The 24109-nt window shown below is 50.3% G+C and carries 18 protein-coding genes; 11 read left to right on the top strand and 7 right to left on the bottom strand.

All coding sequences use genetic code 11. The features are described from left to right. Window positions 1-186 precede the first annotated feature (186 nt). The 3 genes from zipA to AC27K1_RS09405 all read left to right on the top strand — a co-directional run bounded on the left by zipA (window position 187) and on the right by AC27K1_RS09405 (window position 4009). Entirely contained in the window at window positions 187-1284 is a 1098-nt protein-coding gene (gene zipA / locus AC27K1_RS09415; protein WP_487150054.1) for a cell division protein ZipA, read from the top strand. Between the two features lie 113 nt (window positions 1285-1397). Beyond that, on the top strand, window positions 1398-3434 hold the full coding sequence (ligA, locus tag AC27K1_RS09410) for an NAD-dependent DNA ligase LigA (RefSeq protein WP_487150053.1): 2037 nt from the start codon (window positions 1398-1400) through the stop codon (window positions 3432-3434). Next, window positions 3431-4009, top strand: a complete 579-nt coding sequence (locus AC27K1_RS09405; RefSeq protein ID WP_487150051.1) for a transglycosylase SLT domain-containing protein — start codon at window positions 3431-3433, stop codon at window positions 4007-4009. The genes ligA and AC27K1_RS09405 overlap by 4 nt, the downstream gene beginning before the upstream one ends. A gap of 517 nt (window positions 4010-4526) precedes the next feature. Here the strand turns inward: AC27K1_RS09405 and AC27K1_RS09400 are convergent. From AC27K1_RS09400 to AC27K1_RS09385, 4 genes are all read right to left on the bottom strand, one after another. Beyond that, on the bottom strand, window positions 4527-5129 hold the full coding sequence (locus AC27K1_RS09400; protein WP_487150050.1) for a hypothetical protein: 603 nt from the start codon (window positions 5127-5129) through the stop codon (window positions 4527-4529). A 214-nt stretch (window positions 5130-5343) separates the two neighbouring features. Continuing rightward, complete coding sequence (gene iadA / locus AC27K1_RS09395) at window positions 5344-6480, bottom strand: beta-aspartyl-peptidase (RefSeq protein WP_487150049.1); 1137 nt, start codon at window positions 6478-6480, stop codon at window positions 5344-5346. A 172-nt stretch (window positions 6481-6652) separates the two neighbouring features. Then, window positions 6653-7075 (bottom strand): cereblon family protein, encoded by a 423-nt coding sequence (locus AC27K1_RS09390; protein WP_487150048.1) that lies wholly within the window; start codon window positions 7073-7075, stop codon window positions 6653-6655. A gap of 2 nt (window positions 7076-7077) precedes the next feature. After that, window positions 7078-7380, bottom strand: a complete 303-nt coding sequence (locus AC27K1_RS09385) for a YheU family protein (RefSeq protein WP_487150046.1) — start codon at window positions 7378-7380, stop codon at window positions 7078-7080. 164 nt (window positions 7381-7544) lie between these two features. Here AC27K1_RS09385 and rbsD point away from each other — a divergent pair, with 164 nt between their 5' ends. From rbsD to AC27K1_RS09355, 6 genes are all read left to right on the top strand, one after another. Continuing rightward, window positions 7545-7964, top strand: coding sequence for a D-ribose pyranase (gene rbsD, locus AC27K1_RS09380; RefSeq protein WP_487150044.1), 420 nt, complete (start codon window positions 7545-7547; stop codon window positions 7962-7964). Further along, complete coding sequence (gene rbsA / locus AC27K1_RS09375; RefSeq protein ID WP_487150043.1) at window positions 7964-9478, top strand: ribose ABC transporter ATP-binding protein RbsA; 1515 nt, start codon at window positions 7964-7966, stop codon at window positions 9476-9478. Before rbsD ends, rbsA begins: the two co-directional genes overlap by 1 nt. Window positions 9479-9492: 14 nt before the next feature. Beyond that, window positions 9493-10503, top strand: a complete 1011-nt coding sequence (rbsC, locus tag AC27K1_RS09370) for a ribose ABC transporter permease (protein ID WP_487150042.1) — start codon at window positions 9493-9495, stop codon at window positions 10501-10503. Between the two features lie 106 nt (window positions 10504-10609). Further along, a complete protein-coding gene (gene rbsB, locus AC27K1_RS09365) occupies window positions 10610-11521 on the top strand; it encodes a ribose ABC transporter substrate-binding protein RbsB (RefSeq protein WP_487150040.1) in 912 nt (303 codons plus the stop codon). An 80-nt stretch (window positions 11522-11601) separates the two neighbouring features. After that, window positions 11602-12531, top strand: a complete 930-nt coding sequence (rbsK, locus tag AC27K1_RS09360; protein ID WP_487150038.1) for a ribokinase — start codon at window positions 11602-11604, stop codon at window positions 12529-12531. Then, entirely contained in the window at window positions 12509-13549 is a 1041-nt protein-coding gene (locus tag AC27K1_RS09355) for a substrate-binding domain-containing protein (RefSeq protein WP_487150037.1), read from the top strand. Before rbsK ends, AC27K1_RS09355 begins: the two co-directional genes overlap by 23 nt. Before the next feature lie 11 nt (window positions 13550-13560). Here AC27K1_RS09355 and AC27K1_RS09350 read toward each other — a convergent pair whose 3' ends face one another. The 3 genes from AC27K1_RS09350 to AC27K1_RS09340 form a co-directional block, all read right to left on the bottom strand. After that, window positions 13561-14475 carry a hypothetical protein gene (locus AC27K1_RS09350; protein ID WP_487150035.1) on the bottom strand — a complete coding sequence of 305 codons (915 nt, stop codon included), beginning with the start codon at window positions 14473-14475 and terminating at the stop codon, window positions 13561-13563. A gap of 135 nt (window positions 14476-14610) precedes the next feature. Next, window positions 14611-15354 carry a tRNA (N6-threonylcarbamoyladenosine(37)-N6)-methyltransferase TrmO gene (gene tsaA / locus AC27K1_RS09345; protein WP_487150034.1) on the bottom strand — a complete coding sequence of 248 codons (744 nt, stop codon included), beginning with the start codon at window positions 15352-15354 and terminating at the stop codon, window positions 14611-14613. 80 nt (window positions 15355-15434) lie between these two features. Next, window positions 15435-16586 carry a MalY/PatB family protein gene (locus AC27K1_RS09340; RefSeq protein WP_487150033.1) on the bottom strand — a complete coding sequence of 384 codons (1152 nt, stop codon included), beginning with the start codon at window positions 16584-16586 and terminating at the stop codon, window positions 15435-15437. A gap of 153 nt (window positions 16587-16739) precedes the next feature. Between AC27K1_RS09340 and AC27K1_RS09335 the strand changes: the two genes are divergently transcribed. Together AC27K1_RS09335 and AC27K1_RS09330 are read left to right on the top strand one after the other, a co-directional pair. Then, window positions 16740-19145 carry an FG-GAP-like repeat-containing protein gene (locus AC27K1_RS09335; RefSeq protein ID WP_487150031.1) on the top strand — a complete coding sequence of 802 codons (2406 nt, stop codon included), beginning with the start codon at window positions 16740-16742 and terminating at the stop codon, window positions 19143-19145. 890 nt (window positions 19146-20035) lie between these two features. Beyond that, a complete protein-coding gene (locus tag AC27K1_RS09330) occupies window positions 20036-23827 on the top strand; it encodes a hypothetical protein (RefSeq protein WP_487150029.1) in 3792 nt (1263 codons plus the stop codon). Window positions 23828-24109 lie beyond the last annotated feature (282 nt).

Genomic DNA, 24109 nt, shown 5'->3' with positions numbered 1-24109 from the left:
TGCCAGACTGAAAAAGACGACGTCTTACGGCTGTTTATGTAGTTTTGCGATATTGTGATTGACAAGCGATTGCGTTTAAATTCAGCTATTCCACCGGTGGCTGCATGGGATGCGTAAGTTGAGCGTAATAATGAACAGTCCCAGGCAATGGAACGCAATTTACAGGGTTAACGGGTAACCAAAGGCATGAGTTTTCGTGACTGGCTGATCATTCTGGGCGTGTTGGCTGTCGTGCTGATTATTGCAGACGGCTTTCGTCGTGTTTGGCTTCACCGCCGTCGAGCTAATGAGCTGAATTTCGGGCTTGAAGAGATCAAGTGGCAGGATGATGAATACAGCAGCGAGTTGCCGAATGGTGGCGCCCGTCCTGCCGGTCATGATATGCCCGATCGCAGGGATAGTCTGACAACAGCGGATGACTTTGCGGAAGATAAACGCGTAGAGCCGTTTATTTCTGATTTGTCCGATTCACCGCCCCGCAAAGTGGTAGAGGATGTTCCGGTTAAGCAACCGTTAGAACAGACTCATGATGATGACGGGTATGATGACGACGGGATTGTATCGGCGGTCAGGGTTTCAAGGGTAGAAGAACCGCCTGTAGAGCAATACGAGACCGAAAAAGGGCAGCAGAGTCTTGATCTTGAACAGCCTGTTCCTGTGTTGATGGATGTTGATGACGAGCGTCTCAACGGTAGTGCTGAGGATGAGGTAATTGTTGCGAAGGAAAAGCCTTCAGCGCCTAAGCATGATAGAGACGTCCTCTCGGCACGTGAGCCGGAGCCTGTAGAGCCCGATTTCTCAGAATCACATCAAGGTGCACTCAAGCAGGTTGAAGAGGTTTTGATCATTAACCTGATGGCACGTAAAGGGGAGGCCTTTGCGGGCAGTGATCTGTTTGCGCTGTTCATGTCTGAAGGGTTGCGCTTTGGTGAGATGAATATCTTCCACCGTCATATTCAAACGGATGGACGCGGCGATATCCTCTTCAGTGTGGCTAACGGTGTTGAGCCCGGTACCTTCAATCTGAAAACGATGGAAGAGGACTCAACAACGGCGCTGAGTTTCTTTATGGGATTACCCGGGCCTGACGGGTCGGAATCCATGCAGGCGTTCCGGATTATGGTGGAAGCGGTTTACCATATTGCTGAAGAACTGGGTGGTGTGCTGAAGGATGAACGTCACAGTGTGCTGACGCAACAGACACTGGAGCACTACCGCCAGCGTATCAGCGATTTCGAGCGTCGCAGGATGACACATCGCCGAAATAACAGGGCCAGGGTCTGAATCGCGACGGCATTCATAACAGCGCACACTGTTGGCGCTGTTGGTAAGACGAGTTTATCTGGCCATACCCTCACAGGTATGGCCAGTTTTATTTGAAGTTCCCGGATAGTTTCATGTCGATAGAAGAAGTCAGCCAGCAGCTTGAGGCGTTACGCACAACCATTAACCAGCATAATTACCGTTATTATGTGCTGGATGACCCGGCTGTATCTGACAGTGAATACGATCGCCTGATGCAGGAACTCAAGGCGCTTGAATCGCAGAACCCTGAACTGGTCAGTGCTGACTCTCCAACCCAGCGTGTGGGGGCTCAACCGCTGGCCAAGTTTGGCCAGGTCCGACATGAAGTTCCCATGCTTTCCCTCGATAACGCCTTCAGCCAGGACGATCTACAGGACTTCGATCGCCGTATCCATGATCGACTCAAGTCCGATGCCACCATTGAATATGCCTGTGAGCCGAAGCTGGATGGTATTGCTGTCAGCTTGCTCTATGAAGATGGCCTGCTGATCAGAGGGGCAACCCGTGGGGATGGGCAGACCGGGGAAGATATCACGCTCAATGTCAGAACCATTCCTTCAATTCCATTGAAGCTGCTCGGGACTGAATGGCCTGCGCGATTGGAAGTGCGCGGTGAAATCTATATGCCTCGCGCCGGCTTTGCGGCTTTGAATGAAAAAGCGATGAAAGCCGGCGAGAAGACGTTTGTTAACCCCCGTAATGCTGCGGCCGGTAGTCTTCGACAGCTTGATCCCCGGATTACCGCTAACAGACCGCTGGAAATGTGTTGCTACAGTGCGGGTTTGGTTGAAGGCGGTACGTTACCCGATAAGCATGGCGATGTGCTGATGCAATTCCAGGGTTGGGGTCTGAAAATCAATCCGGAGATGCGAATCGTTACAGGCATACAGGCCTGTGCCGACTACTATGAGAATCTGGCGACAAAACGGGACAATCTGTCCTATGACATTGATGGCATTGTGTTCAAGGTGAACGACCTCAAACTCCAGCAGCAGCTGGGCTTTGTTGCCCGTGCGCCGCGTTGGGCCATTGCCCGGAAATTTCCGGCTCAGGAGGAAATGACGGTACTGAAAAGTATCGAATTCCAGGTAGGCAGAACCGGTGCGATTACGCCTGTTGCACGCTTGGAGCCTGTATTCGTGGGCGGGGTTACGGTCAGTAATGCCACGTTACACAATATGGATGAGGTGGAGCGGCTGGATGCGCGGGTCGGTGATACCGTCATCATTCGGCGGGCCGGCGATGTGATTCCGCAGGTCGTGAAAGTGGTGCTGGAGAAAAGGCCGGAAGGCACTTTGCCACCGTCACTGCCAGAAGCCTGTCCGGTCTGTGGCTCTGATATTGAGCGCAGTGAAGAAGAGACCGTCGCCCGCTGTACGGGTGGTTTGTACTGCTCAGCACAGCGTAAAGAAGCGATACGGCACTTTGCTTCCAGAAAGGCCATGGATGTCGATGGGCTGGGTGAAAAACTGATCGAGCAGCTGGTTGACAAGGAACTGGTGAACACCATTGCGGATCTGTTCCGTCTGACGGAAGAGCAGCTGATCCGGCTTGAGCGAATGGGGGCGAAATCAGCAGCCAATTTGGTGGCAGCGCTGAAGGCCAGCAAAACAACGACGTTGGCGCGATTTATCTACTCACTGGGTATTCGGGAAGTCGGTGAGGCAACGGCTGCTACGCTGGCGAGTCACTTCTGCACATTAGACGCGCTTGAAGCAGCCAGTGTGGAAGATCTTCAAACGGCTGATGATGTGGGTCCCATTGTGGCTCAGCATATAGCACTGTTTTTCCAGCAGGCGCATAACCGGGAAGTGATCGAAGCCTTGCTGGCACAAGGTCTCAATTGGCCAGCTATTGAGAAGCCGGCGCAGTTGGATGCACTGCCATTGGCAGGGCAGACCTGGGTGCTGACCGGCACTTTGACCGCAATGACCCGAGACGAGGGCAAGGCGCATCTGCAGTCACTGGGTGCGAAAGTCGCCGGTTCTGTGTCTGCTAAAACAACGCAATTAGTTGCGGGTGAAAAGGCGGGTTCCAAACTGACCAAGGCGCAAAGCCTGGGTGTTTCTGTCATGGATGAGGAGGCTTTTATGGCATTTCTTCAGGATCATGGGATTGTCATGTCATGAGGCGCCTGTCGGGCGTCATACTGACGGGACTGTTATTGCTGCTGGCCGGTTGCGCGTCCACTACGCCGCCGGCACGTCCTGATAATCTGTGCAAGATTTTCAAGGAAAAGTCGTCCTGGTATAAAGCGGCGAAGCGCTCCAATGAGCGTTGGGGAACGCCTGTTCAGGTGATGATGGCCATCATGCATCAGGAATCCCGGTTCCGGCATGATGCACGTCCGCCACGGCCCTGGTTTCTCTTTATCCCGTTGCCTCGCCGATCATCCGCCTATGGCTATGCTCAGGCGCAGGACGGTACCTGGGATATGTACACCAATGAAGTCAGTGGTTGGTTCCAGAGTCGGGAAGATTTTGAGGATGCCATCGATTTTATTGGTTGGTACACCAATACCAGTCGGAAAAAGAATGGTGTATCACTCTGGCATGCTGACAAGCAATATCTTAATTACCATGAAGGCTGGGCAGGTTACCGACGGGGGACCTACAACAAGAAACCCTGGCTGATGAATGTGGCTAAGAAGGTGAAATGGCGAGCCGGTGAGTATGGGGAGCAGTTACGGCGGTGTAATTTATAGCGTTATTCTACTTATCAAGCCGTTTAGACTAACTATGAGTAGGCTTAAAGAAGTTATCAACCTGCTTCTGAAATCATACAATTCAGGTTGATATTTAACCTATATGGATCTACCTGCCTTGATGGCTATAGAGCTTCATAAAGCCTTTCGACGTACACCGTTATGTTGGGATTTGGGCGATTGAACTCAATGTTGTTATCAAAATTGGACAGGGTCAAATATGCTGTCTGACAGATCTGTCATCTGTAGAGATGGTCATCTATGGTGAAGAAGAGCGTCTTGTCTATCGTACATGGAGAATGTAGGGATTGCTTTAACGGCTGGGGATTCGGTATTCCTGTTAGAGTGGAAGCTACTTCGGTGATTAACCTCGGGTGAAAGGTAACCAGAAATGTCGCATATTAAATGGCTTTGTATCCTGTAATTACTGCTTTTGCCAAATTGTTAATCATCAGGCCATGATAATCATGTCGACAAGACATGGGCTGATTTTTTGTGGATCAATCCATGTCTGCCGTTAATCTTTTTGATCGAATTTTTCCTGAATTGATTTAAGTAATGGCCGATTGATTTCTCTCATCTCACTTTGTTCTTTGTAACAGTCCACTATGCTGAATTCCTCATCAGTAGTACCATATTGCGTAGAGATGGTTTCTGAGCCAGACACTTGTTTTGCGATGTCTGTTAATTCGCCTTTTTCAATTAACCAGGCGTCATCGTCACTATCAACGGCTTTGAATTTATGCGCACCAAATACGACAGATGCTATAGTTTGGTCATTTGATGAGATCGAGGAATGAGCGTCATCTGCCTTTGAGAGTACTGTTTGAGTGGGTTGGCGACAGTAATTAGTCAAAGCGGTTGTAGCAGGTGTAACGGCATAATCATTAATACCTTTCTTAAGTGCAGGGGCTGATGCAACGAGTCCGGCGCCAACTGCACCGCCTACATAGCCATAGTAAGGTCCAATCAAGCCATGTACTGTATACCTAAGTAGAAATCGTGGAGCCGTGCTTGAAACACAGCGATTAATTAAGCCGTTCACTACATTTGGCATATGTTGTATTGCGAGAGAGCGTCCGGTAAACCCACCCCAAGCGATCATTGCAGTCGAAAACATAACTATTCTCCAAGCCCTGATAATTAACAGGCATTCCTTCGTTATTCACTTTGAGGGAGGATATGTTGAAAAGTTCCTCGCTTTTTGTGAAAAAAGTGATTCTATGATGATGTTTCTTACTTTGTTATAAAAGACTGATTTTTAATTGTTAATAGTTTTAATGATGTGTGTGAAAATAAAAGGGGATGTTAATTCCCCTTTTATTTGGTGAGACTTACTCAAAATTTCCTTTAACGCAGACTTTGCTATCGAGAATTAGCGTTTTACCGCGCGATATTACATGGGTTATCTGCAGGTTATCATCTAGCACCATGAAATCAGCTGATTCTCCGGTTGCTATTTGTCCTTTTTGGATCCCCAGAGATTCAGCAACGTTGGTGCTAAAGAAAGGTAGTGCTTTTTCCAGCGGCATTGAGGATTGAACAAGCTGTTGCAATGTTTTCAGGCAGGCATCTACCGGGGCGGCAGTGATCCCTGTCAGTGTGCCTGACTGATCAAAGAGCGGCATGCTGCCATTGCCATCCGAGCTGAAGGTGATCCGGTTGGCAGGTGCCCCGGCTTCCAGCGCTTTATAAAGCAAATCTACGGGATCGGCATAGCTGGCATCGGGCGTCATATCGATATATCCGCCCCGTTTGGCAAAACGGATCGCATCATCGAAGACGTGAGGGGCGCGGCTCACATGGGTGGGTGAGAAATGTTTAATGGCAAGGCCTTTGTCGACCAGGGCATTGATCTGCCCGAAGGGGTTGTCCAGTTCTCCCATGTGGATATGCAGCAGGCCTTTCTTGCCTGAAATCATGCCGGCTATACGAATGTCGGACACGATGCGAGCCAGTTCATCCGTGGTGGGGAATGAACAGCGATGGTCTGCGAGCGCAATCTTCACCCCCAGCACGTTGTCAATGAAGACCAGGTCATCACGAATTGCCCCTGTGATAGTGTGTGTTGGCACTTCATAGGATCCGGTGTGCATGTAGGCAGTCAGGCCTTCGGTTTCAAGCGCCCTGGCTTTGGCGAACAGATCCCGCTGGGTGCGAGTGGTGCCGTCAGTGCCCATGACCCCCACGACCGTTGTGATGCCCGCCTCTGCCAGCTTCGACAGGGTGACCTGTGGTGTGCGACTGTGAAATCCCCCTTCGCCTCCACCGCCAATGAGATGGATATGCTGATCAATCAGGCCGGGGGCGAGAATAGCACCTTCCAGGTCCATGATGTCACAAGGGCCAGGCAGGCCCGCGCTGTCGATGTGGTCGGCAATATGGGCGATGAGATGCTGGCAAATCAGAACATCCTTTTTTCCCATAGGGTCCGGGGCGTAGAGATTGGCATTTTTCAACAGCGTGAACATGAACAGCTTTCCGTCAAGTCTGGGTGTTTTTATCGGATGCCCTGACTATCCGTGATCTATCGGCTGAACGGAAGTGCGTAATCCAGTGAGTTGATGCCAAACCGGCAATGCCCAAGTACATAAGTGCTGATGTGTGTCATTGACGGTTGGACTGCTATGGATATGACAGGGTTTATGGTGTATGCGTCAAACGGTTATGCAATAAACCGAAGAACGTTGGCGACTGCCCGGAAAAGTACCAGCCCAGATGCACTTGGCAATGACTGCAGTTGGCGATTTGCCAGGCGTAGCCGTTGAACCAGCTATCCGTGGTGACAGGGGTACCGATGATCCGGCAACCCGGTGCGTCGCTGAAACAGCCAAAGTGAAAAAAGTAGCCATGGGGGTTGCACCTGCTGTGACGATGCTGGCCGGCCATGCTCATGGCAGCGGCTTTTGTCGTGATTGGGTTCAGGCAATACCGGCAAACCAGTGGTTTCTTTGCTTGTTCTGATGCCTCTTCCCGGTCTTTAACCGGTGCCTTGACGGCGTCTTCTACCCCGTCGAGAAACCGGTTGATCCATTCAAGGGCATGCTGTTTGCCGGTCAATACCATATTTACGCCATTGCTATGGTGTCTGCCGGAACGATGTTGGCCGTTTCCGTCACATCATCATAAACGATCACAACCTGCTTCAGCGCGAGTTGATTCATTACCGCATTGACTCGCTGCTGTAGCGAAGAATCATCACCATTGTCCGTGCCATCACGGGTGACGAACTCCTCCACCAGGCGTTTCAGGGTGGCTTCTTCCAGCATGTTGGGCGGGATAATCATGGTCAGTCTGTCTGTATAGGGTGATAACAAGGGAAGTCTATCAGAAGGCGTGGCCGTCAGGCAGCGACTATCCTGTGTGTTCATGTGCTGTTCGAATCTGTTGGCAATCGCCTTGGCTCGCGTTTGGTGTTGTTGTTTTTTGATCTGCGTCAATGGCGTAGTAAAAGTCTCTGCTTTATAGTCCGCATCCATTCAGGAAAACGTTTGCGTAAACGTTTTCTCTCATCACTGCAGTATCGTGATAACGCATGAAGAAAGGCAGACTCCTCAATTCCGAACTGTCCGGGCTGATCGCCTCACTGGGGCATGGCCAGTCTGTGACCGTCGCCGACGCCGGGTTGCCGATTCCGTCTGGCAGCCACCGTATCGACCTTGCCCTCACCGAAGGCGTGCCGGGTTTCCTGGAAACCCTTGAGGTTCTGCTGGCAGAAATGCAGGTGGAATCCGTCATCATTGCCGAAGAAATGGCAAACACCAGTCCGGAACTCTATCAGGCGCTGATGGCCCGTATCGGTCAGCTTTCTTCTGATCAGGGGCAGCAGGTAGAGGTGCTGAAAGTCTCCCATGAGGCTTTCAAGGCGGCGACCCATGATTCGATGGGTATTGTTCGCACAGGCGAATTCACCCCTTATGCCAACATCATCCTCAAATCCGGGGTTGTGTTCTGATGTCGGTCAGAAGCGTGCAACCTGTCCTGGAAATGACGGGAATCGTGAAAACGTTTCCCGGCGTCAAGGCGCTGAATGAGGCGACACTGCGCGTCTATCCCGGACGCGTGATGGCGTTGCTCGGCGAAAATGGCGCAGGTAAATCCACCCTGATGAAGGTTATGACCGGTATCTACAGCAAGGATGCCGGCACGCTGACTTATCAGGGCAAAGAAACTGTTTTCAAAGGCCCCCGCGACTCTCAGGATCAGGGCATTGCCATTATTCACCAGGAACTGAACCTGATTGGTGAATTGTCTGTTGCAGAAAATATCTTCCTGGGCCGTGAGCCTGTCGGGCGCTTTGGTCATATCAACCGTCGCAAAATGTTGGCGGATACCGCTGCATTGTTGCAACGTCTCGATATGAATCTTGATCCAACCACCCCTGTGGGCTCGCTCAGTATCGGTGTGCAGCAGATGGTGGAGATTGCCCGTGCGCTCTCTATGGAATCCCGGGTCATCATCATGGATGAGCCCACCGATGCACTGACCGATACGGAAACGGAAAGTCTGTTCAAAGTGATCCGTCAGTTGCGTGAAGAAGGGCGGGGAATTGTATACATCTCTCACCGCCTGAAAGAGATTTTTGAAATCTGTGACGATGTCACCGTTCTGCGTGATGGTGAGTTTGTCTGCGAAGCACCGGTCAGTGACCTGACGGAAGACATGATCATCGAAAAGATGGTGGGTCGGAGCATCACGGATCAGTTTCCGCGTCTCGTGTGCGATGCCGGTGATTGGGTGCTGGAAGTCGAGGGTCTCAGCGGCCCCGGTCTGGACGATGTCCATTTTGGCGTGCGGGCCGGCGAGGTGCTCGGTATTTCCGGCCTGATGGGCGCGGGTCGTACAGAGCTGATGCGTACGCTGTTTGGCGCCAGGCCGCATACGGAAGGCGTTATCCGAGTTGGCGGCGAAGCCGTGTCTATCCGGTGTCCGGCAGATGCGCTGGCGCATGGCATTGTCTATGTCTCCGAGGATCGAAAAGGGGATGGACTGGTGCTGGATCTGCCGGTCAGGGAAAACATGACGCTGTCGTCACTGGCGCAGTTTACCCGTCGATCCCGTCGGCTGGATCTGAATGCCGAGATGGCCAGCGTGAGCGACTACATTCGCTCTTTCAATATCAAGACGCCGTCGTCCAGCCAGCTGATCCGCAATCTCAGTGGTGGAAATCAGCAGAAAGTGGCGATTGCCAAAGGACTGTTGAACAACCCACGGGTGCTGATTCTGGATGAACCTACCCGGGGTGTGGATGTAGGTGCCCGTAAGGAAATCTACCAGCTGATCAATGAGTTCAAGCGCAAGGGCATGAGCATTATTGTTGTGTCGTCTGATCTGCCGGAAGTGCTGGGTATCAGCGACCGGATTCTGGTGATGCATAACGGCCGAATGACGGGTGAGTTTGATCACCATGAAGCCGACCAGGAAAAACTGATGCAGTGCGCCGTAGGCCGTCGCACGCAAGCGCTGTGAATGTCGAGAGAATTATGAGTAGTAAAGCAATGTCGATGGCCGACCAGCAGAAATCCCTGGCAATCCGGCTGCGTGAGCGTGTCTGCAGCCGTCAGTTCCTGTTTGATAACAAGTCCGTGATTGCCCTGCTGGTGTTCATGCTGGCCGTCTCGCTGTTTAGCCCCAGCTTTTTCACCGTAGATAACCTGCTGAATATCCTGCGACAGACGTCAGTTAACGCCATCATTGCTGTGGGTATGACCTTTGTCATTCTGACCAGTGGCATCGACCTTTCTGTGGGCTCTGTCCTGGCACTGAGTGGTGCGGTTTGCGCCACACTCATCGGGATGGACGTCAACATTGTGCTCGCGTTGACCGCAACGCTGGCGCTGGGTGCCATGCTGGGCTGTGGCAGTGGTCTGATCGTAGCCCGCGGTGGTGTGCAGCCGTTTATCGCAACCCTGGTAACCATGACCCTGCTGCGTGGTGTGACCATGGTCTATACCGATGGTCGACCGATTTCAACCGGATTCTCTGCCACCGCTGATGCGTTCTCTTGGTTGGGTACCGGGTATTTCCTGGGCATTCCACTGCCCATTTACTTGATGGCCATTGTCTTCGCTGTTGCTTGGTACGTACTGAATCACACCCGCCTGGGCCGCTATGTGTACGCTCTGGGTGGTAATGAGGAAGCGACTCGTTTGTCTGGTATCAATGTGAATCGGATCAAGCTGGCGGTTTATGGTATCAGCGGTGCTTTGTCTGCATTAGCGGGCATTATTGTCACAGCGCGTCTCTCTTCTGCCCAGCCGACAGCGGGTGCCAGTTATGAGCTTGACGCCATTGCGGCGGTAGTACTCGGCGGTACCAGTCTGGCTGGTGGACGTGGTCGCATCATGGGGACGCTGGTGGGCGCATTGATCATCGGTATCCTCAACAATGCACTGAATATGCTAAATGTGTCGTCTTACTACCAGATGATCGCCAAGGCCGCTGTCATTCTGCTGGCCGTTCTGGTGGATACCCGGACCGGAAAAAAGGCGTAATGCACAATCATTGATATCTATTCCCACCACCCAAGCTGTGGTGGGATGTGTTTCTGAAGGCTATTCACTAGACGGAGGAGTACAGCCACGGGCTGTTCTGGATACGATGAAAAAACTGTTGTCTGTTGTTCTGGCATCGCTCTTCATCCTGACTGGTTGTAATCAGCAGGACAGTGATAAGAATGCCTCTGCTGAATCTGCAGATCAGCCCAAGACCCTGGCGCTGGTGGTGTCGACCCTGAATAACCCGTTTTTTGTCACTTTGAAAGAAGGTGCGGAAAAGAAAGCGCAGGAACTGGGCTATCAACTGCTGGTACTGGATTCACAGAATGATTCCAGCCGGGAAATGACCAATGTTGAAGACCTGTTGGTGAAGAACGTGGATCTGGTACTGCTGAACCCGGTGGATTCCGATGCAGCGACCAGTGCCGTACGTTTAGCAAATAATCGTAATGTGCCGGTGATCACCCTTGATCGCGGGGCGACCGGCGGCAAGGTGGCATCTCATGTAGCATCAGACAATACCGCTGGCGGTGAAATGGCCGGACGCTATATCGTGGAGAAAATAGGCAGTAACGGAAAAGTCATCCAGCTGGAAGGTATTCCCGGTACTTCCGCTGCCCGTGAGCGTGGTCAGGGTTTTATGCAATCGCTCGGTGGTACGTCTGTTGAAGTGGTGGCCAGTCAGCCCGCAGACTTTGACCGGACCAAAGGTCTGAACGTGGCGGAAAACCTGCTGGAAGCCAATCCCGATGTGAAAGCGATTTTCGCCCAGAATGACGAAATGGCGCTGGGGGCACTGCGTGCTGTGGAAGCACAGCAAATGGATGTCATGGTCGTCGGCTTTGATGGTACCGAAGATGGTGTCCGGGCCGTGGCCAGTGGTGAGATGGCGGCAACGGTCGCTCAGCAGGCCGACATGATTGGTGAAGTGGCTGTCGCGACGGCAGACAAGGTGCTTCATGGTAAGAGTGTCAACGCCTACACCCCGGTTGAACTGCAACTGATTGCCAACTGATTGTCATTGATATCAGGCCGGCGACAGGCAGGATGTATTCCTGACAGACGCCGGCTTTTTTGTATCCAGGAAACGGAACAATGAGCAGCAAGAAAATTCTGGTCCTAGGCAGTGTGAATGCTGACCATCTGGTGCGGGTGCCGCGTTTGCCGAAGCCGGGCGAAACGGTGGCCGGAAAGGATTATGAAGTGATTCCCGGCGGCAAGGGCGCAAACCAGGCAGTGGCCTGCGCGCGGTTGGGTGGACAGACTGCCTTCATCGCCTGTGTCGGGGATGATGCCTTTGGTTCAGAAATGATCCAGCGTTTCCAGACGGATGGTATTGATACCCAGGCAGTGTGCCAGGTTGCTGATCAAATGACTGGTGTTGCACTGATCTGTGTGGATAGCCAGGCAGAAAACTGCATTGTGATTGCCCCTGGTGCCAATGCCAAACTGACAACCAGCCGGGTACAGGCGCAGCAAGTGTTAATTGCTGATAGTGATTACCTGTTGATGCAACTCGAAACGCCGCTGGATGGTTTGTTGGAAGCGGTTGAGATTGCCCACAATGCTGGCGTCAAGGTGGTGCTGAATCCTGCGCCGGCCAAAGCACTGCCGGATGAATTGTTGGCACGGGTCGATATGATCACCCCGAACCAGACGGAAGCAGAATTGCTCACAGGAATTCCGGTCAATGATGTGGTGGGTGCAGCGGAAGCCGCGGGCAAACTGCATGCAATGGGTATAGCTACCGTTGTGGTTACAATGGGCAGTCAGGGTGTCTGGATTTCAGAAGAAGGCAATGGTCGTCTGGTGGAAGGCTATTGTGTCACTCCGGTGGATACCACTGCGGCAGGCGATACCTTCAATGGCGCCATGCTGGTTGCGCTGGCTCAGGGGGAAAGCCTGGATAAGGCAGCTGATTTTGCGAATGCTGCTGCTGCGCTGTCGGTAACACGAGACGGTGCTCAGCCCTCCATTCCTTCCCGGGAAGAAGTCGAACAACTTGTCGCTGATACCCAACGCTGATATGGCCACGATCAAGGATGTTGCGAAAGCGGCGGGGGTGTCGATCTCCACGGTGTCGCATGTATTGAATGGAACACGGTTTGTCAGTCCGGATACAACGGAAAAGGTGATGTCTGCCGTCGCTGGGTTGCATTATGCACCCAGCGCGGTGGCGCGCAGTCTCAAGCAGAGTCGCACCCGTACATTGGGGATGCTGGTGACTCGCAGCGCCAATCCGTTTTTTGCGGAAGTAGTGCAGGGGGTTGAGGACGCCTGTTATCGTCAGGGCTACCAGCTGCTGCTCAGTAATACGGCGAATGATGAGCAACGGCAACTGGCCTGCCTGCAGTCACTGGTTGAGCGTCGTGTGGATGGTCTGATTCTTCTCTCGATTGCCGATACGCCGTTGTTGCGGCAACAACTGGCGACGCTTAATGAGATGCCTCTACTGCTGTTGGATACGGATATCGCAGGCATAAAAGCGTTACGGGTGAAGGGAGATTCCATCAAGGGTGGTTATCAGGCAGCCCGTTGCCTGTTGGCGCAAGGAAAACGTGAGATTGGCTTTATCGGCTATACATCCCGTCATCCCGTCACTGAAGAGCGTCTGCAAGGTGTTCGACATGCGGCGTCTGAACAGGGCGTCGGTATTCCGGACAGCTGGATTATTGATGGGAATCTGGATTGTGAATCCGGTTATTCAGCCATGTGTCGTTTATTGCATCTTCCAGAGCGTCCGGATGCGGTGATTGCCGCTAACGACCTTATGGCGATGGGTGCAATGCGGGCTATTCAGGAACAGGGCTTACGTATTCCCGAAGATATTGCGCTGATCGGTTACGACGATATTGCCTTGACCGCTTACACCAGTCCGCCACTGACGACGATTCGACAATCAGGCGACAAGATGGGCCAGATGGCAGCGGAGACATTGATCGCAGCGATTGCCGGGAACGGTGAATGCGAGCACTCAGTGGTTATTGAACCAGAACTGGTTCAGCGGGGAACGGTGACCACATCCAACCAGCGACCCCACTGAATGACCTGAAATTATTCCTCGTTGAATGACAGTGTTTCAGTAATAACAGTGGTCGCTTCGCCGAGGCGTTTGCCTGTTCGTTCCGTGGCCGTAGCGAACAGGTGTGACGCATTGCGCCGGTAGTCCGGCATGCTTTCACCACTTTCCAGTGTGCCGGGTTCTGTAAAGGCCAGGTAGGTACGCGCCTTATCCAGCGGCAGGCTATGCAGGGTTTGATTGCTGAGGAACAGGCCGCGGCTGGCTTTCTGTTCCAGGAAGATAAATTCCCCTTCACGTAATTGAATGCCTATTTCAGACCAGTTTTCCCCTTTGGAGTATATGGTGTGTCGACCCGGTTCGACGGGAAACGCCAGGTACTCATAATGCTGTGTGTAACCCATCCGGTCGTCGGGCGTTTTGCCGTTGAGGTAAACCTCAAAGTGATTTAACACACCGGTAAAGTGGGGACGGATCACGTAAACCATGGCCTGACCTGATTCCGGCAGTGTTTCAGGATTGGCTTTTTCGGGTTCCGACGGTGCAGGAATACTGCGGACAATTTCATCCGGTAACAGGGGATGAATATCATCGGGCATGAAAGATAGCGCGTAGAGGGCACCGTCCTTGGTCAGATCGGTGGTTTTTGCTGCGCCATCTGACACTGTTTTGCGAACAGAGACAGGAATGGCATCGCGGGTTGCACCCAATCCATCGCCAATCAGGCTGGCGGAACTGTCAAACAACCAGTAGATGGAGCGGCCGACGGCTTTCAGGCCGTTCCGGGCCGGTCTCGAATAATAGGCGAAATCCTTCAGTTCCTCTTCAGCGTTGCTTTCCGAGGTTGTTGCCGGTTGAGCCGATGCAGTCGACGAGGAGGTTTGAACGCTTGCGCAACCACTCATGCCAATAGTGGCAACCAGCAGGGATAGGATAATGGCTTGTTTCATGATCGAATCCGACCTGTCTCGGGACAGGTTTCTTATTATTGTCAGTCACTGGCGAACAGAGATGATCTGAGCCAGATCAGCTGCACCAGTGACAGGGTTTGCTTACTGTACCTTATCCAATCACAGGCCGAAAGATCATGCAGTACTTTCGTGCAATAACTCGACAGGTTCAATGTCAGTCACGAGGAAGTGATCGTCATTGGCCTGCCAGCGAATGTTCTGATCCCAGAGCTGTATACCATGGCTGCGTCCGGGACGTCGATGCAGATAGGCCGGACGTGGATCCTGTGACAGCACCTGTATGACCAGTGTTTGGAGTGGACGTCCTGTTGATGCTTCATAGTGCTGGCAGGAAAGCGCAGCATCCTGTGTAAAACGAACATCTCTTTTCAGTGGCGGTTCCGGGGCAAACCCACATTGCGCATCGGTAACGGCATCTGCCCAGGGCAGGTAGGGTTTTATGTCCACAACCGGAGTGCCATCCAGCAGATCACTGCCTTCCAGTTCAAGAATGACCTTTCCATCCCGGGTATCAATACCTTTCAGTTTAACGACTGACAGGCCCAGGCCATTGGGTCTGTGGGTTGAACGACTGGCAAAGACACCGACCCGTGTCTCACCCCCCAGCCGAGGAGGCCGAATGGTGGGACGCCAGCCTTCCGCCAGAGTCTGGTGGAAAATAAACTGAAGCCAGAGGTGGGAGAAACCGTCCAGTCCCTGTACCGCTTCTGGCCGGTGATACGGTGGCAGCAATTCAATAAAGGCTGTCGCGGCAGTTGCTAATCCGGGTTGGCGCGGTATGCCGAATTTTTCCCGATAACAGGAATGGACAATGCCAATGGGGTCAAGGGTGTAAACGGAAGACGATGGGTGTTGCACGGCTATCCTGCTACCAGCATGAAAACAAAACGATGTCCCAGCATACTGTGAAAGCACGGCCGGGACACTACGAGACAGTCCTAACTGTGTTTCGTCACAGCCGCATGCATCCGTTCCAATGCCAGCTCCAGCTGACTTCTTGGGCAACCGAAGTTCAGGCGCAGGTAGTCGGGATCACCGAACTGCGCACCCGGTGACAGGCCGACGCCGTGCTCTTCAAAAAAGCCTTTCGGGTCTTTCAGGCCCAACTCGGCCACATTGATCCAGGCCAGGTAGGTCGCTTCCAGCGGTTGCATGGAAAGGCCGGGCATCTCGTTGATGGTTTGCAGCAGGTAATCGTGATTACCTCGGAGGTAATCCAGCAACGCCAGGCGCCAGGGCTCGCCGTGGGTATAAGCCGCTTCTGCCGCCGTATACCCGGTGATCATGCCGTCGGCTGAAGGCACGATACCGGCTTTTGTCTTGTTGAACTGTTTGCGGAGTTCCGGGTCGGGAATCACGGCAAAAGCACAGGCCAGACCGGCAATATTGAATGTTTTGGAAGGTGCCATCAGCGTGATGGAACGTTCCGAGCTGAAATCGCTCAGGCTGGCGTAGGGGATGTGTTCACGTTGTCGATCCAGTATCAAATCGCAGTGAATTTCGTCGGAACAGACCACCAGGTCGTGTCGACGACAGAGTGCTTCAATAGCCTGCAATTCTTCCCGGTTCAGTACACGACCATTGGGGTTCTGGGGATTGCAGAGCATGAACAGGCGGGTGTCACTGGTTATCCGGCTTTCCAGTTCATCCAGATCCAGATGCCAGCCATTATCCCCCTGGCGCCAGTTAACGCTGATCATGCGACGACCGCCTTGCGGTGGCGCCAGCAGGAAGGGGTAGTACACCGGTACCGGCGTGGCTACTGTCTCACCTTCTGCGGCGACCGCGCGTACGGCGATGTTAAGGCCGCAGACCGTGCCGGGTAACCAGACCAGCCAGTCGGGCTCAATCCGCCAGTCGTACAGATTCTGGAGTCGGTCTACCACCCGTTGAATCAGTGTGTCACTGGCATGGGTGTAGCCGAATACGCCATGTTCAATACGTTCGTGAAGGGCTACGATGATTTCCGGTGGTGAACGAAAATCCATATCCGCCACCCACATAGGCAGGATGTCCTGGTCCCGATAACGATCCCATTTCAGGCTGTTGGTCTGGGTGCGATCTACCACCTGGTCGAAAATTGTTGTCATGATAGCCGTAATCCTGATGCGGGCTGTTTTGTTGTTGCCCATGGATTCTAACCCTGCAAGGGGGCAGGGTCACGGACGTTCTGTGGGTGTCGCTTTTGCAATGGACTGCTTTACTAACATTGATGCCCAATGCTCCAAGGATAAGGTGTGTTCATGGATGATTACCCGGTCGCCGGTCGCCGTTACCTTCTTTTCTTTGCTGGTTTCCTGCTGACTTTGGTTTTTGTGTTGCCACAGGCAAAGGCACATGAAAATCATGTCCATGCCGAAGAACAGCCTGACAGCACAACGGTGCCTGGCGATGGCTTTGTCAGCCCCTCGGAACCCATTGTTGCGCCTGTTGTCAGGCATAACGATTGGGATGACCCTTTTCTGATAGGTGCTGTCGCCACTGTGAATACGGCAGATTTACCCAGAACACCGAAATCACAGAATTTTTTCCCGACGGAACTTTACGACAACTGCAAGGCGTCCAGTGCTGAGGCTGATAAAGCGGATGAGCATTATATCCGCAACATTATCAGCAACATTGTCATCCGTGACGAACCTTTCCCCGGTATTGTCTGCTTCATGCATGAGGCGGATTACTATGCACGGCGTGATGAATTGCAGAAGAAAATTGCAACGTATATTGAACAATTACCGGACAGCGATAAGGTCAGGGCTCTGGAGAATTATGCCTGGTTGCTGATGTACCTGGGAGAGTTCAAGACAGTACTGGCATTGTATGGACCATCAGGTCAGTACAACCCGGTAGCAGAACAGAACGGTTCAATTATTTTTGCTATCAGTCAGGCCTATTTCCGGCTGGGACAATACAGGGAAGCGTATCCCTATGGCGTACGTGCCAACCGATTATTGACCGATTCAGTGTTGGATACCCGCTGGCATGTGATGTTGATTGAACTGGGATTGCAGGGACGGCGTTTTCTGGATGAACCCGATTCCGGTATTTTCGAAAAATCCTCTATTCGTACCCTCTTTCCCTACCGGGGTTGGGAGTCATTTCCGTTTGAAGATGTTACTGAGGCGATGGGTATTGATCGCTGGGGAGGCACTGGCTCCATCTCGTTCATTGATCTGGATAACGACAACTGGGATGAGCTGGTCTGGGAACGCAAATACATGCCGCCCCAAATCTATAAGAACCTGAAAGGAAAAGCCTTTCGTAAGATACCGGCAGAAGACCTTGTGGCCAGCCTAGGCAGCCCGATCATTTTCAGTGCAGGTGATATGGATAACGATGGGCGACCCGATCTGTTCAGGCATTGTTGCAACTACGATGGCCCCGGCCCGACCCAGATACTCAAGAATATGGGTGATCTGACCTTTAAGGATATTACTGAACCGTCAGGACTCGCTCATAACGACGGTTCCGGAATGGTGGTGGCCTGGTCAGATTACGATCTCGATGGTTTTCTCGACATTGTCATTGCTGATAACTGGGGACCCAATCGCCTTTATCGTAATCGGGGTGATGGTACGTATGAAAACACCACGGAACGGGCAGGACTCAGAACAAAGGCAACAGTAGGTATCAGTTTCGGGGATTATAACAATGATGGTTGGCCAGATATCTGGGCCCAGGGTTGGGATGCGAAGTGGCTCTATCGCAATAACCAGGATGGTACCTTTACCGATGTCAGTGAAGAGGCCGGTTTGGGCGAGCAGTTAGGGCAGAAGGGGTATATGTCCTTTATGTTCGACTATAACAACGATGGCCATATGGATCTGTTCGCCGGGCAATACGTGGTGTCATCTGATGAGAAGTGGGGATTTGGTCCTATCTGCACATGCAGCAATCTGCTGGCGGATGAAGGGTATTCTGAGCGTGAATGGCGTTCAGCCACAACAATCTTCAAAAATAATGGTGACGGTACATTTACCAATATTGCTGAGTCTTCCCGATTTATCCCGTTAGGCATGATGGGTTCCAATCATGGCGACTGGAATAATGACGGCTACGAAGATTTGCTGTTTGGTGCTGGTGGTCCCTATATGCAGCAGGCTGAACCGTTCCTGTTTTATGAAAACAATGGTGACGATACCTTCACCAATATAACCCCGTTTGAGATGTTGTCATTGTTTGGCAAAGGCCACGGTTCAGCGTTCGCTGATTTCAACCATGATGGCTTTCTTGATGTTGCGACTAATAATGGCGGTGCTGCACCTGGCGATCTTTGGCCCAGCCTGCTGTTGCGCAATAAAGGCAATGATAACCACTGGTTCAGGATTAAGCTCAAGGCAGAATCCCTGGATACTAACTCCATGGCGGTTGGGACAAGAGTCACAGTCTTTGCCGGCGACATGATGCAGGTAAAAGAAGTGCAGTCAGGTGGCCAGTTTGGAGCAACCAACTCCCTGGTGTTGCACTTCGGTATGGCGCAACACAGAAAAGTGGATAAGGTGGTGATCCGTTGGCCAAACCGTAAGCTTCAAGAGACAGTGATTGAAGGCATCACGGTTAATCAGGAGATCGAGGTGTCACAGCGCACAGGTAATTACCAGGTGTTGTGGGCCAAACCGCCCTCTGTTATGCAAGTGCATCGACGACGCTGATGGCGCCTGTTAAGGAGGGCTGCATAATGTATGCATTGTCGGCATTTATAAATTTTTCAGGATTAAAAGGTTCTTATCGCAAAGGAGAACCCTTTAATTCGCAAAGAATAAGGTGTATGCGACGTCTTCTTCCCTACCATAAAACTGGACGTTACAGGCGCTCAACGTTCTAGCCACCTTATCCATACTGTCTGCAGGTTAAGGCTGTTGTTCATCGAAGCCTTATCGTTGATCTGCAAGGCTGAATTGAGGCCTCTGGCGTACGAGACAACCTGGTCAGCCATTAGGTCGCCATCCAATCGCCACAAATGCTCTGTAAGCGATAGACCATTAGTTGCGCCAAAGTCACACCGGCATTGGCATAGCAAAAAATACCTTGTTTTAAATGTTTGTGCAGTGCGGCAATCACTTCTGGCAGAGAACAACAATTCTTGTATGCCAGTAATTCCTGATTCTGGTCATTGTCTCGCTTGAGATTGTGCGATCAGTCGTTTGGCGAAAAAATATTGTCTTGATAGGAGTGATTTTGATGCAGGCTGTTTTTTTATTGTCAGTGACAGTAATGGTGATTTATCCGGATTTTCCTCTGTTAGAAAACTATTCAGTCATGCCTGAATTCTCTAACATTATACGTTAGGTGATGAGCAGATTAAGGATAATTATTGTCAGTAATCTTAATTGTTTGGTTGAAACGCTTCTGTGTACTGTCCCATAACTGATGGTGAGAACTCTATAGTAGTAGTTCAATCTATAAAGGCGATTCATTGCTTTGCGGTAATGGGAAGAACCTAAACTATGAATTCTTGTTGGTAGGAATAATTGAATAGCAATTAAATAAGTATGGGTTTATGAGGGGTAGATTGGGATGATTCTTTCTGAAGGATATTGTGATGGAAAAAACGGTAAGATATAACGGGGCAGCTAGTGGGGGAGCGGTACAGGATACTGGACGCAGCCCTGAGAAAAAAACATCTGGAGCTGTGGGAGGAGTAACATCTGTTGAAGGGAGAGCTGTACAACCCTGGCAAGTGACCGGGGATGCAGTTACACCGAGTTACGCGTCAGTATTATCAGTACCATCCCGTCGGGTTAGGGTCGCCTTGAGTAAACCCAGCCTGCCAAAAGTCGATCATTTCCGCACTACAGAAAAATTCCGAGAATATGTTGACCGAAATGTTTCAAATTTGTTAATGGAGGAATCCTGGTATGAAGACAATGCGTTTGATTTATGCTTGAAAATTATTATTGCTAGGAAAGATATTTATAAAGCAAGAGATAGAGATGTGGATTTATTGCAAAATAAATGTTATTTAATGTCACAGATTTGGCCTTGCTTTAGGGTTTGTTTTGATCTTGCGTTAGAAAAAATCAAACAAAAGGTAGATGAGGGTTCCGGTTTTGAGATTTATCACGAATTAAACGATATTGCGGATTTTTTTGCCAGAAATAATAAATATAAAGATAGTAAGAAGCAGGAGAATTTGAAGTTAGTTTATAAAGCATTTATTGAGGAGGAATTGGGTTTTTTAGAATCTATGGTCGAGGCTCCAGAGTTGGAGTCTGTCAATCAAGTGATACGTATCGTAGATTTCCTATTGTCTGATAAGGCTACCGTTTTTCGTAATGAGGTTTTTGTAAGAAGTGAATTTTTAATGTATGAGGATAGAAAGAAGGAGCTTTATGAAATAATTTGTAAGGTGCCAAAGGGACAATGGGACGATTGCAGTGAAGAGGCTGTTATAAAATGGCAGAGTAAAATGAAGTCGATGAATGTAGGGGGGCATGAAAAAAGAAAATGCAGTAATGTTGTGAGATGGCGTTTTTCCGGTGTTATGAATGAGCTGGAAAATGAAAATATAACTGTTGGTCAGCGTATTGCTCTGCTTGAAATATTAATGATGTTGTTTCAGTTTTGTTCAGATTATATTGCGATGTTTAGATGGGTAATTGATAATTTTGAAGAGGCTTTGCCTAGGTCTGCTGAATTTATTTTTCGCCAACTAATTGACTCAAAAGAGGATAGTGGTCATATAAAGCTCGAGGCTAGGCCTGTGCTTGAGAAAATAAGAGAAACAGGCTGTTGGAATGATGATTGCTCGGAACTCTTTGATATATGTTATAGAGGTAAGCAGGTGGAGTTTTGTGAAGTAACTTATGCGGAGTGTAAAGCGAAGCTAAAGGAGATGATTCACTGTATGGATTATGAAAAAAAATCTTCTGCCTGTATTGCTGGTTTGTTTAAGGAATATCTGGAAAAGGAGGAAGAGATAAAAAAACTGCCTGCGCCAAGTCGACTGTTTGGAATGGCCGAATTGCTAAAGATCAAGTTGCGACATGCATTATTTAACCCTGTTATTAATGAGTATGGGTCGTTGGTTGCAAAAACAAAAGTATCTCATAAGGGTGATATTCATAAAGAGTTAAATGATGCGGTAAAGCATCGAAAGCCGGAGTTTGAAATAAATTGTAACTATGTTTATTTGTTGGATGAGGTTCAGTATATAATTTGGCAGACAATAGCATGCAAGACTTGGTTAGAAGAGTTAAATGTTCTTTTCAGGTCGGCTCAACGCATGGAATATGATGTTGATAGGTTGCTTGTGTTTAAACGCATAGCGCCTAATGTACCGGAAAATTTTGTATTGTTGTCCTTGGTTAAGGCGGTGTATCGTTTTTTTAAAATGGGGACGTCTAAAGTAATTACACTGTCTGAGATTAAAATTGATGAGTTGGTAGTTTGGATTTGGCCATTTCTCGATGCAAGAGAAGGTGTCCCGGCTACGCACACCAAAGTAGAGTCGAAAGGAAGAGAAAAAACATCAATTACGCCGAGGTCTATTAAAATTGGAGACGAATTAGCTAATAATGTAATCAAGAATATTGGTTGGGTATTAGCAGCATTTGAGAAGAAATCACTTAGGAAAGAAATCTGGCAATCGTTTCGTAAAAGATTTGAAGAGGGTACGAGGGCCGGTTTTTTGGAGTCGGCCATGCGGCTTGATAAAGTTGATGCTAAAATGCCGAGTGAATTGCGACTAAAAGAAAAATACAGACAGTTGCTTTTCGAAAAGTTGTTTAAGGATAATGCTGATTCAATAAGGGAAATATGTCGTTCAGAATTTACAGGGTCGCCTGAAGGATATGCATCGCTCGATTCATATAAAACCATATTTCTTGGTAACCTAGCGTGTTTGTTTTTGCTCAGGGATCAGGAGGAAGTGGCATTCTGGCAGGATATGGCGTGTGAGGTGTGGGATAAATCCATTTCTGAACTGAATGAAAAGAAAGTATTTAATGATAATGATATTGAGACACTTCTGGATTTCGGGAAAGTGGTGACAGACCTTAAAAAACGCCCTCTCACTCCTGTTGTTGTACATGTTATAAAAAAAATATTTGGCTATCTAATTGATAAGAAAGGGATAAAGGTGGTATCCAGGAGCAACGTTAAACAATTAACCCGGTGGGTTGATAAATTGCAGGAGGAAAAGATCATAGCGTCTGAAAGACGTGAGGCGCAAAACCTCTTGTTGAAATCGGCGCTATCGATACCAGCAGAGGCGGTAAAAATGCCGGAGGCCTGGAACGAGGACTATTTTGCAAAAGGTATTTCTTTTGGGGGGAGGGGTTTACCCATACAGATGCCAGTTGGCAGTTCCCCGTCACTACCGATGGATCAGCAGAATCAGGCGGAAACTGAATCGGCTCAGGGGTTGGTTCCGGATCAGTCCAGGCTTCCACAGCAGAGCGAGCCTGTCCAGCCCAATCCTGTCACCGCTGCTGGCGTGGCGACAGATGTTTTGAGCTGGCCGCTCGACCCTGAAGGTCCGTCGCCTGCTACTGGTGCGATCAGAAAGCGCAGAAAACAGCAAAAAACGGTTTCTCCCCGTGTTTCCCCTGTTGTATCTATCGGCCAACCGTCATCAGCTGAGTTTGTCATGGTATCGACTGTCGGCGAAATGCAGGTGACCCCGCCCCGGAGACAGACAAGGCCGGACTTGCCACAGTCTCAGCACCATGAGCTGCCTGCTTCTCTTGCCGGGGAGGAGCAACACGCTATCCAGGCGAAAGACGTTATCCAGGGGAGAAGGCAGCAACCTGAGCAGCCATTGATGAAGATAGTTGATTCCGGTTATACGCTATGCTCTTTCGGGGCTATTCCGATGGTAACCGTTAAAATTATTGACCCTGAGGTGAAGGTGATGACTGAACTGGCTTCTGTACCCAACGACAGCGCCATGTTTAAGTCCTTGCGGGCAGAGTACAGCCCGATGCATCAACTGGGTGAAGGCGATATTAAACTGGACACTATGAGCGAGGGACAGCTTTGCCTGCACCAGGCTGTGTTCGAAGTGTTTGAAATGCAGCGGTTTCAATTGGGAAGTGAATTTCACAGTAATCTGTTGCAAAACAATGAGAACTTTAAAGCGAGTGTCGAGCATTTGTCCCAATGGCTGGATCAATTCACTTCGAGGGGTGAGGGTTACATTGTAAACATTTTAAAGGGCATGTTTGAACATGAGGCAGACAGGGGTTTGATGAAGTTGTTTGGTGAAATAATTGAGCGACAGTTTGAAATTTCTCGTTTTGATGTGGTTGCCAACCTTTTTTGTCTGCGAAACTTCCTGTTAAATACCAGGCGAATGGTGATTCAAGAGTACTTGCAGACAGGTAATCAGTAATGTTGTTATCCAGAGGGGCGTAAACGCTACGCTGCGGATCTGACTGGGCAAGGGCGGATGGAAATTTATCGTATTCCCCGCCATTGCAGTGTTTGACCGCAACGGTTAGGCTCTGCAGTCAGTGGGATTACCCATTCACTGATTGAGTATGTATTCGATGTGCAGTCTTCTCGCCTTCCACAAAGCTGAACGCTACTGGCGCTCAGAACTTTAGCTCACCACCTGCTCACCGGGTGGATAAGCCTTGCAGGCTTACCTGCCGTTTCTCTTATTCGTTCAAAT

The organism is Kistimonas ophiarachnellae (assembly GCF_057552235.1).
The sequence above is the reverse complement of the archived record's forward strand: the minus strand, read 5'-3'. Positions and strand labels throughout refer to the sequence as shown.

Coding starts and splice junctions, on each gene's coding strand:
- zipA (WP_487150054.1), top strand. CDS start 187: ATGAGTTTTCGTGACTGGCTGATCATTCTGGGCGTGTTGGCTGTCGTG.
- ligA (WP_487150053.1), top strand. CDS start 1,398: ATGTCGATAGAAGAAGTCAGCCAGCAGCTTGAGGCGTTACGCACAACC.
- AC27K1_RS09405 (WP_487150051.1), top strand. CDS start 3,431: ATGAGGCGCCTGTCGGGCGTCATACTGACGGGACTGTTATTGCTGCTG.
- AC27K1_RS09400 (WP_487150050.1), bottom strand. CDS start 5,129: ATGTTTTCGACTGCAATGATCGCTTGGGGTGGGTTTACCGGACGCTCT.
- iadA (WP_487150049.1), bottom strand. CDS start 6,480: ATGTTCACGCTGTTGAAAAATGCCAATCTCTACGCCCCGGACCCTATG.
- AC27K1_RS09390 (WP_487150048.1), bottom strand. CDS start 7,075: ATGGTATTGACCGGCAAACAGCATGCCCTTGAATGGATCAACCGGTTT.
- AC27K1_RS09385 (WP_487150046.1), bottom strand. CDS start 7,380: ATGAACACACAGGATAGTCGCTGCCTGACGGCCACGCCTTCTGATAGA.
- rbsD (WP_487150044.1), top strand. CDS start 7,545: ATGAAGAAAGGCAGACTCCTCAATTCCGAACTGTCCGGGCTGATCGCC.
- rbsA (WP_487150043.1), top strand. CDS start 7,964: ATGTCGGTCAGAAGCGTGCAACCTGTCCTGGAAATGACGGGAATCGTG.
- rbsC (WP_487150042.1), top strand. CDS start 9,493: ATGAGTAGTAAAGCAATGTCGATGGCCGACCAGCAGAAATCCCTGGCA.
- rbsB (WP_487150040.1), top strand. CDS start 10,610: ATGAAAAAACTGTTGTCTGTTGTTCTGGCATCGCTCTTCATCCTGACT.
- rbsK (WP_487150038.1), top strand. CDS start 11,602: ATGAGCAGCAAGAAAATTCTGGTCCTAGGCAGTGTGAATGCTGACCAT.
- AC27K1_RS09350 (WP_487150035.1), bottom strand. CDS start 14,475: ATGAAACAAGCCATTATCCTATCCCTGCTGGTTGCCACTATTGGCATG.
- AC27K1_RS09340 (WP_487150033.1), bottom strand. CDS start 16,586: ATGACAACAATTTTCGACCAGGTGGTAGATCGCACCCAGACCAACAGC.
- AC27K1_RS09335 (WP_487150031.1), top strand. CDS start 16,740: ATGGATGATTACCCGGTCGCCGGTCGCCGTTACCTTCTTTTCTTTGCT.
- AC27K1_RS09330 (WP_487150029.1), top strand. CDS start 20,036: ATGGAAAAAACGGTAAGATATAACGGGGCAGCTAGTGGGGGAGCGGTA.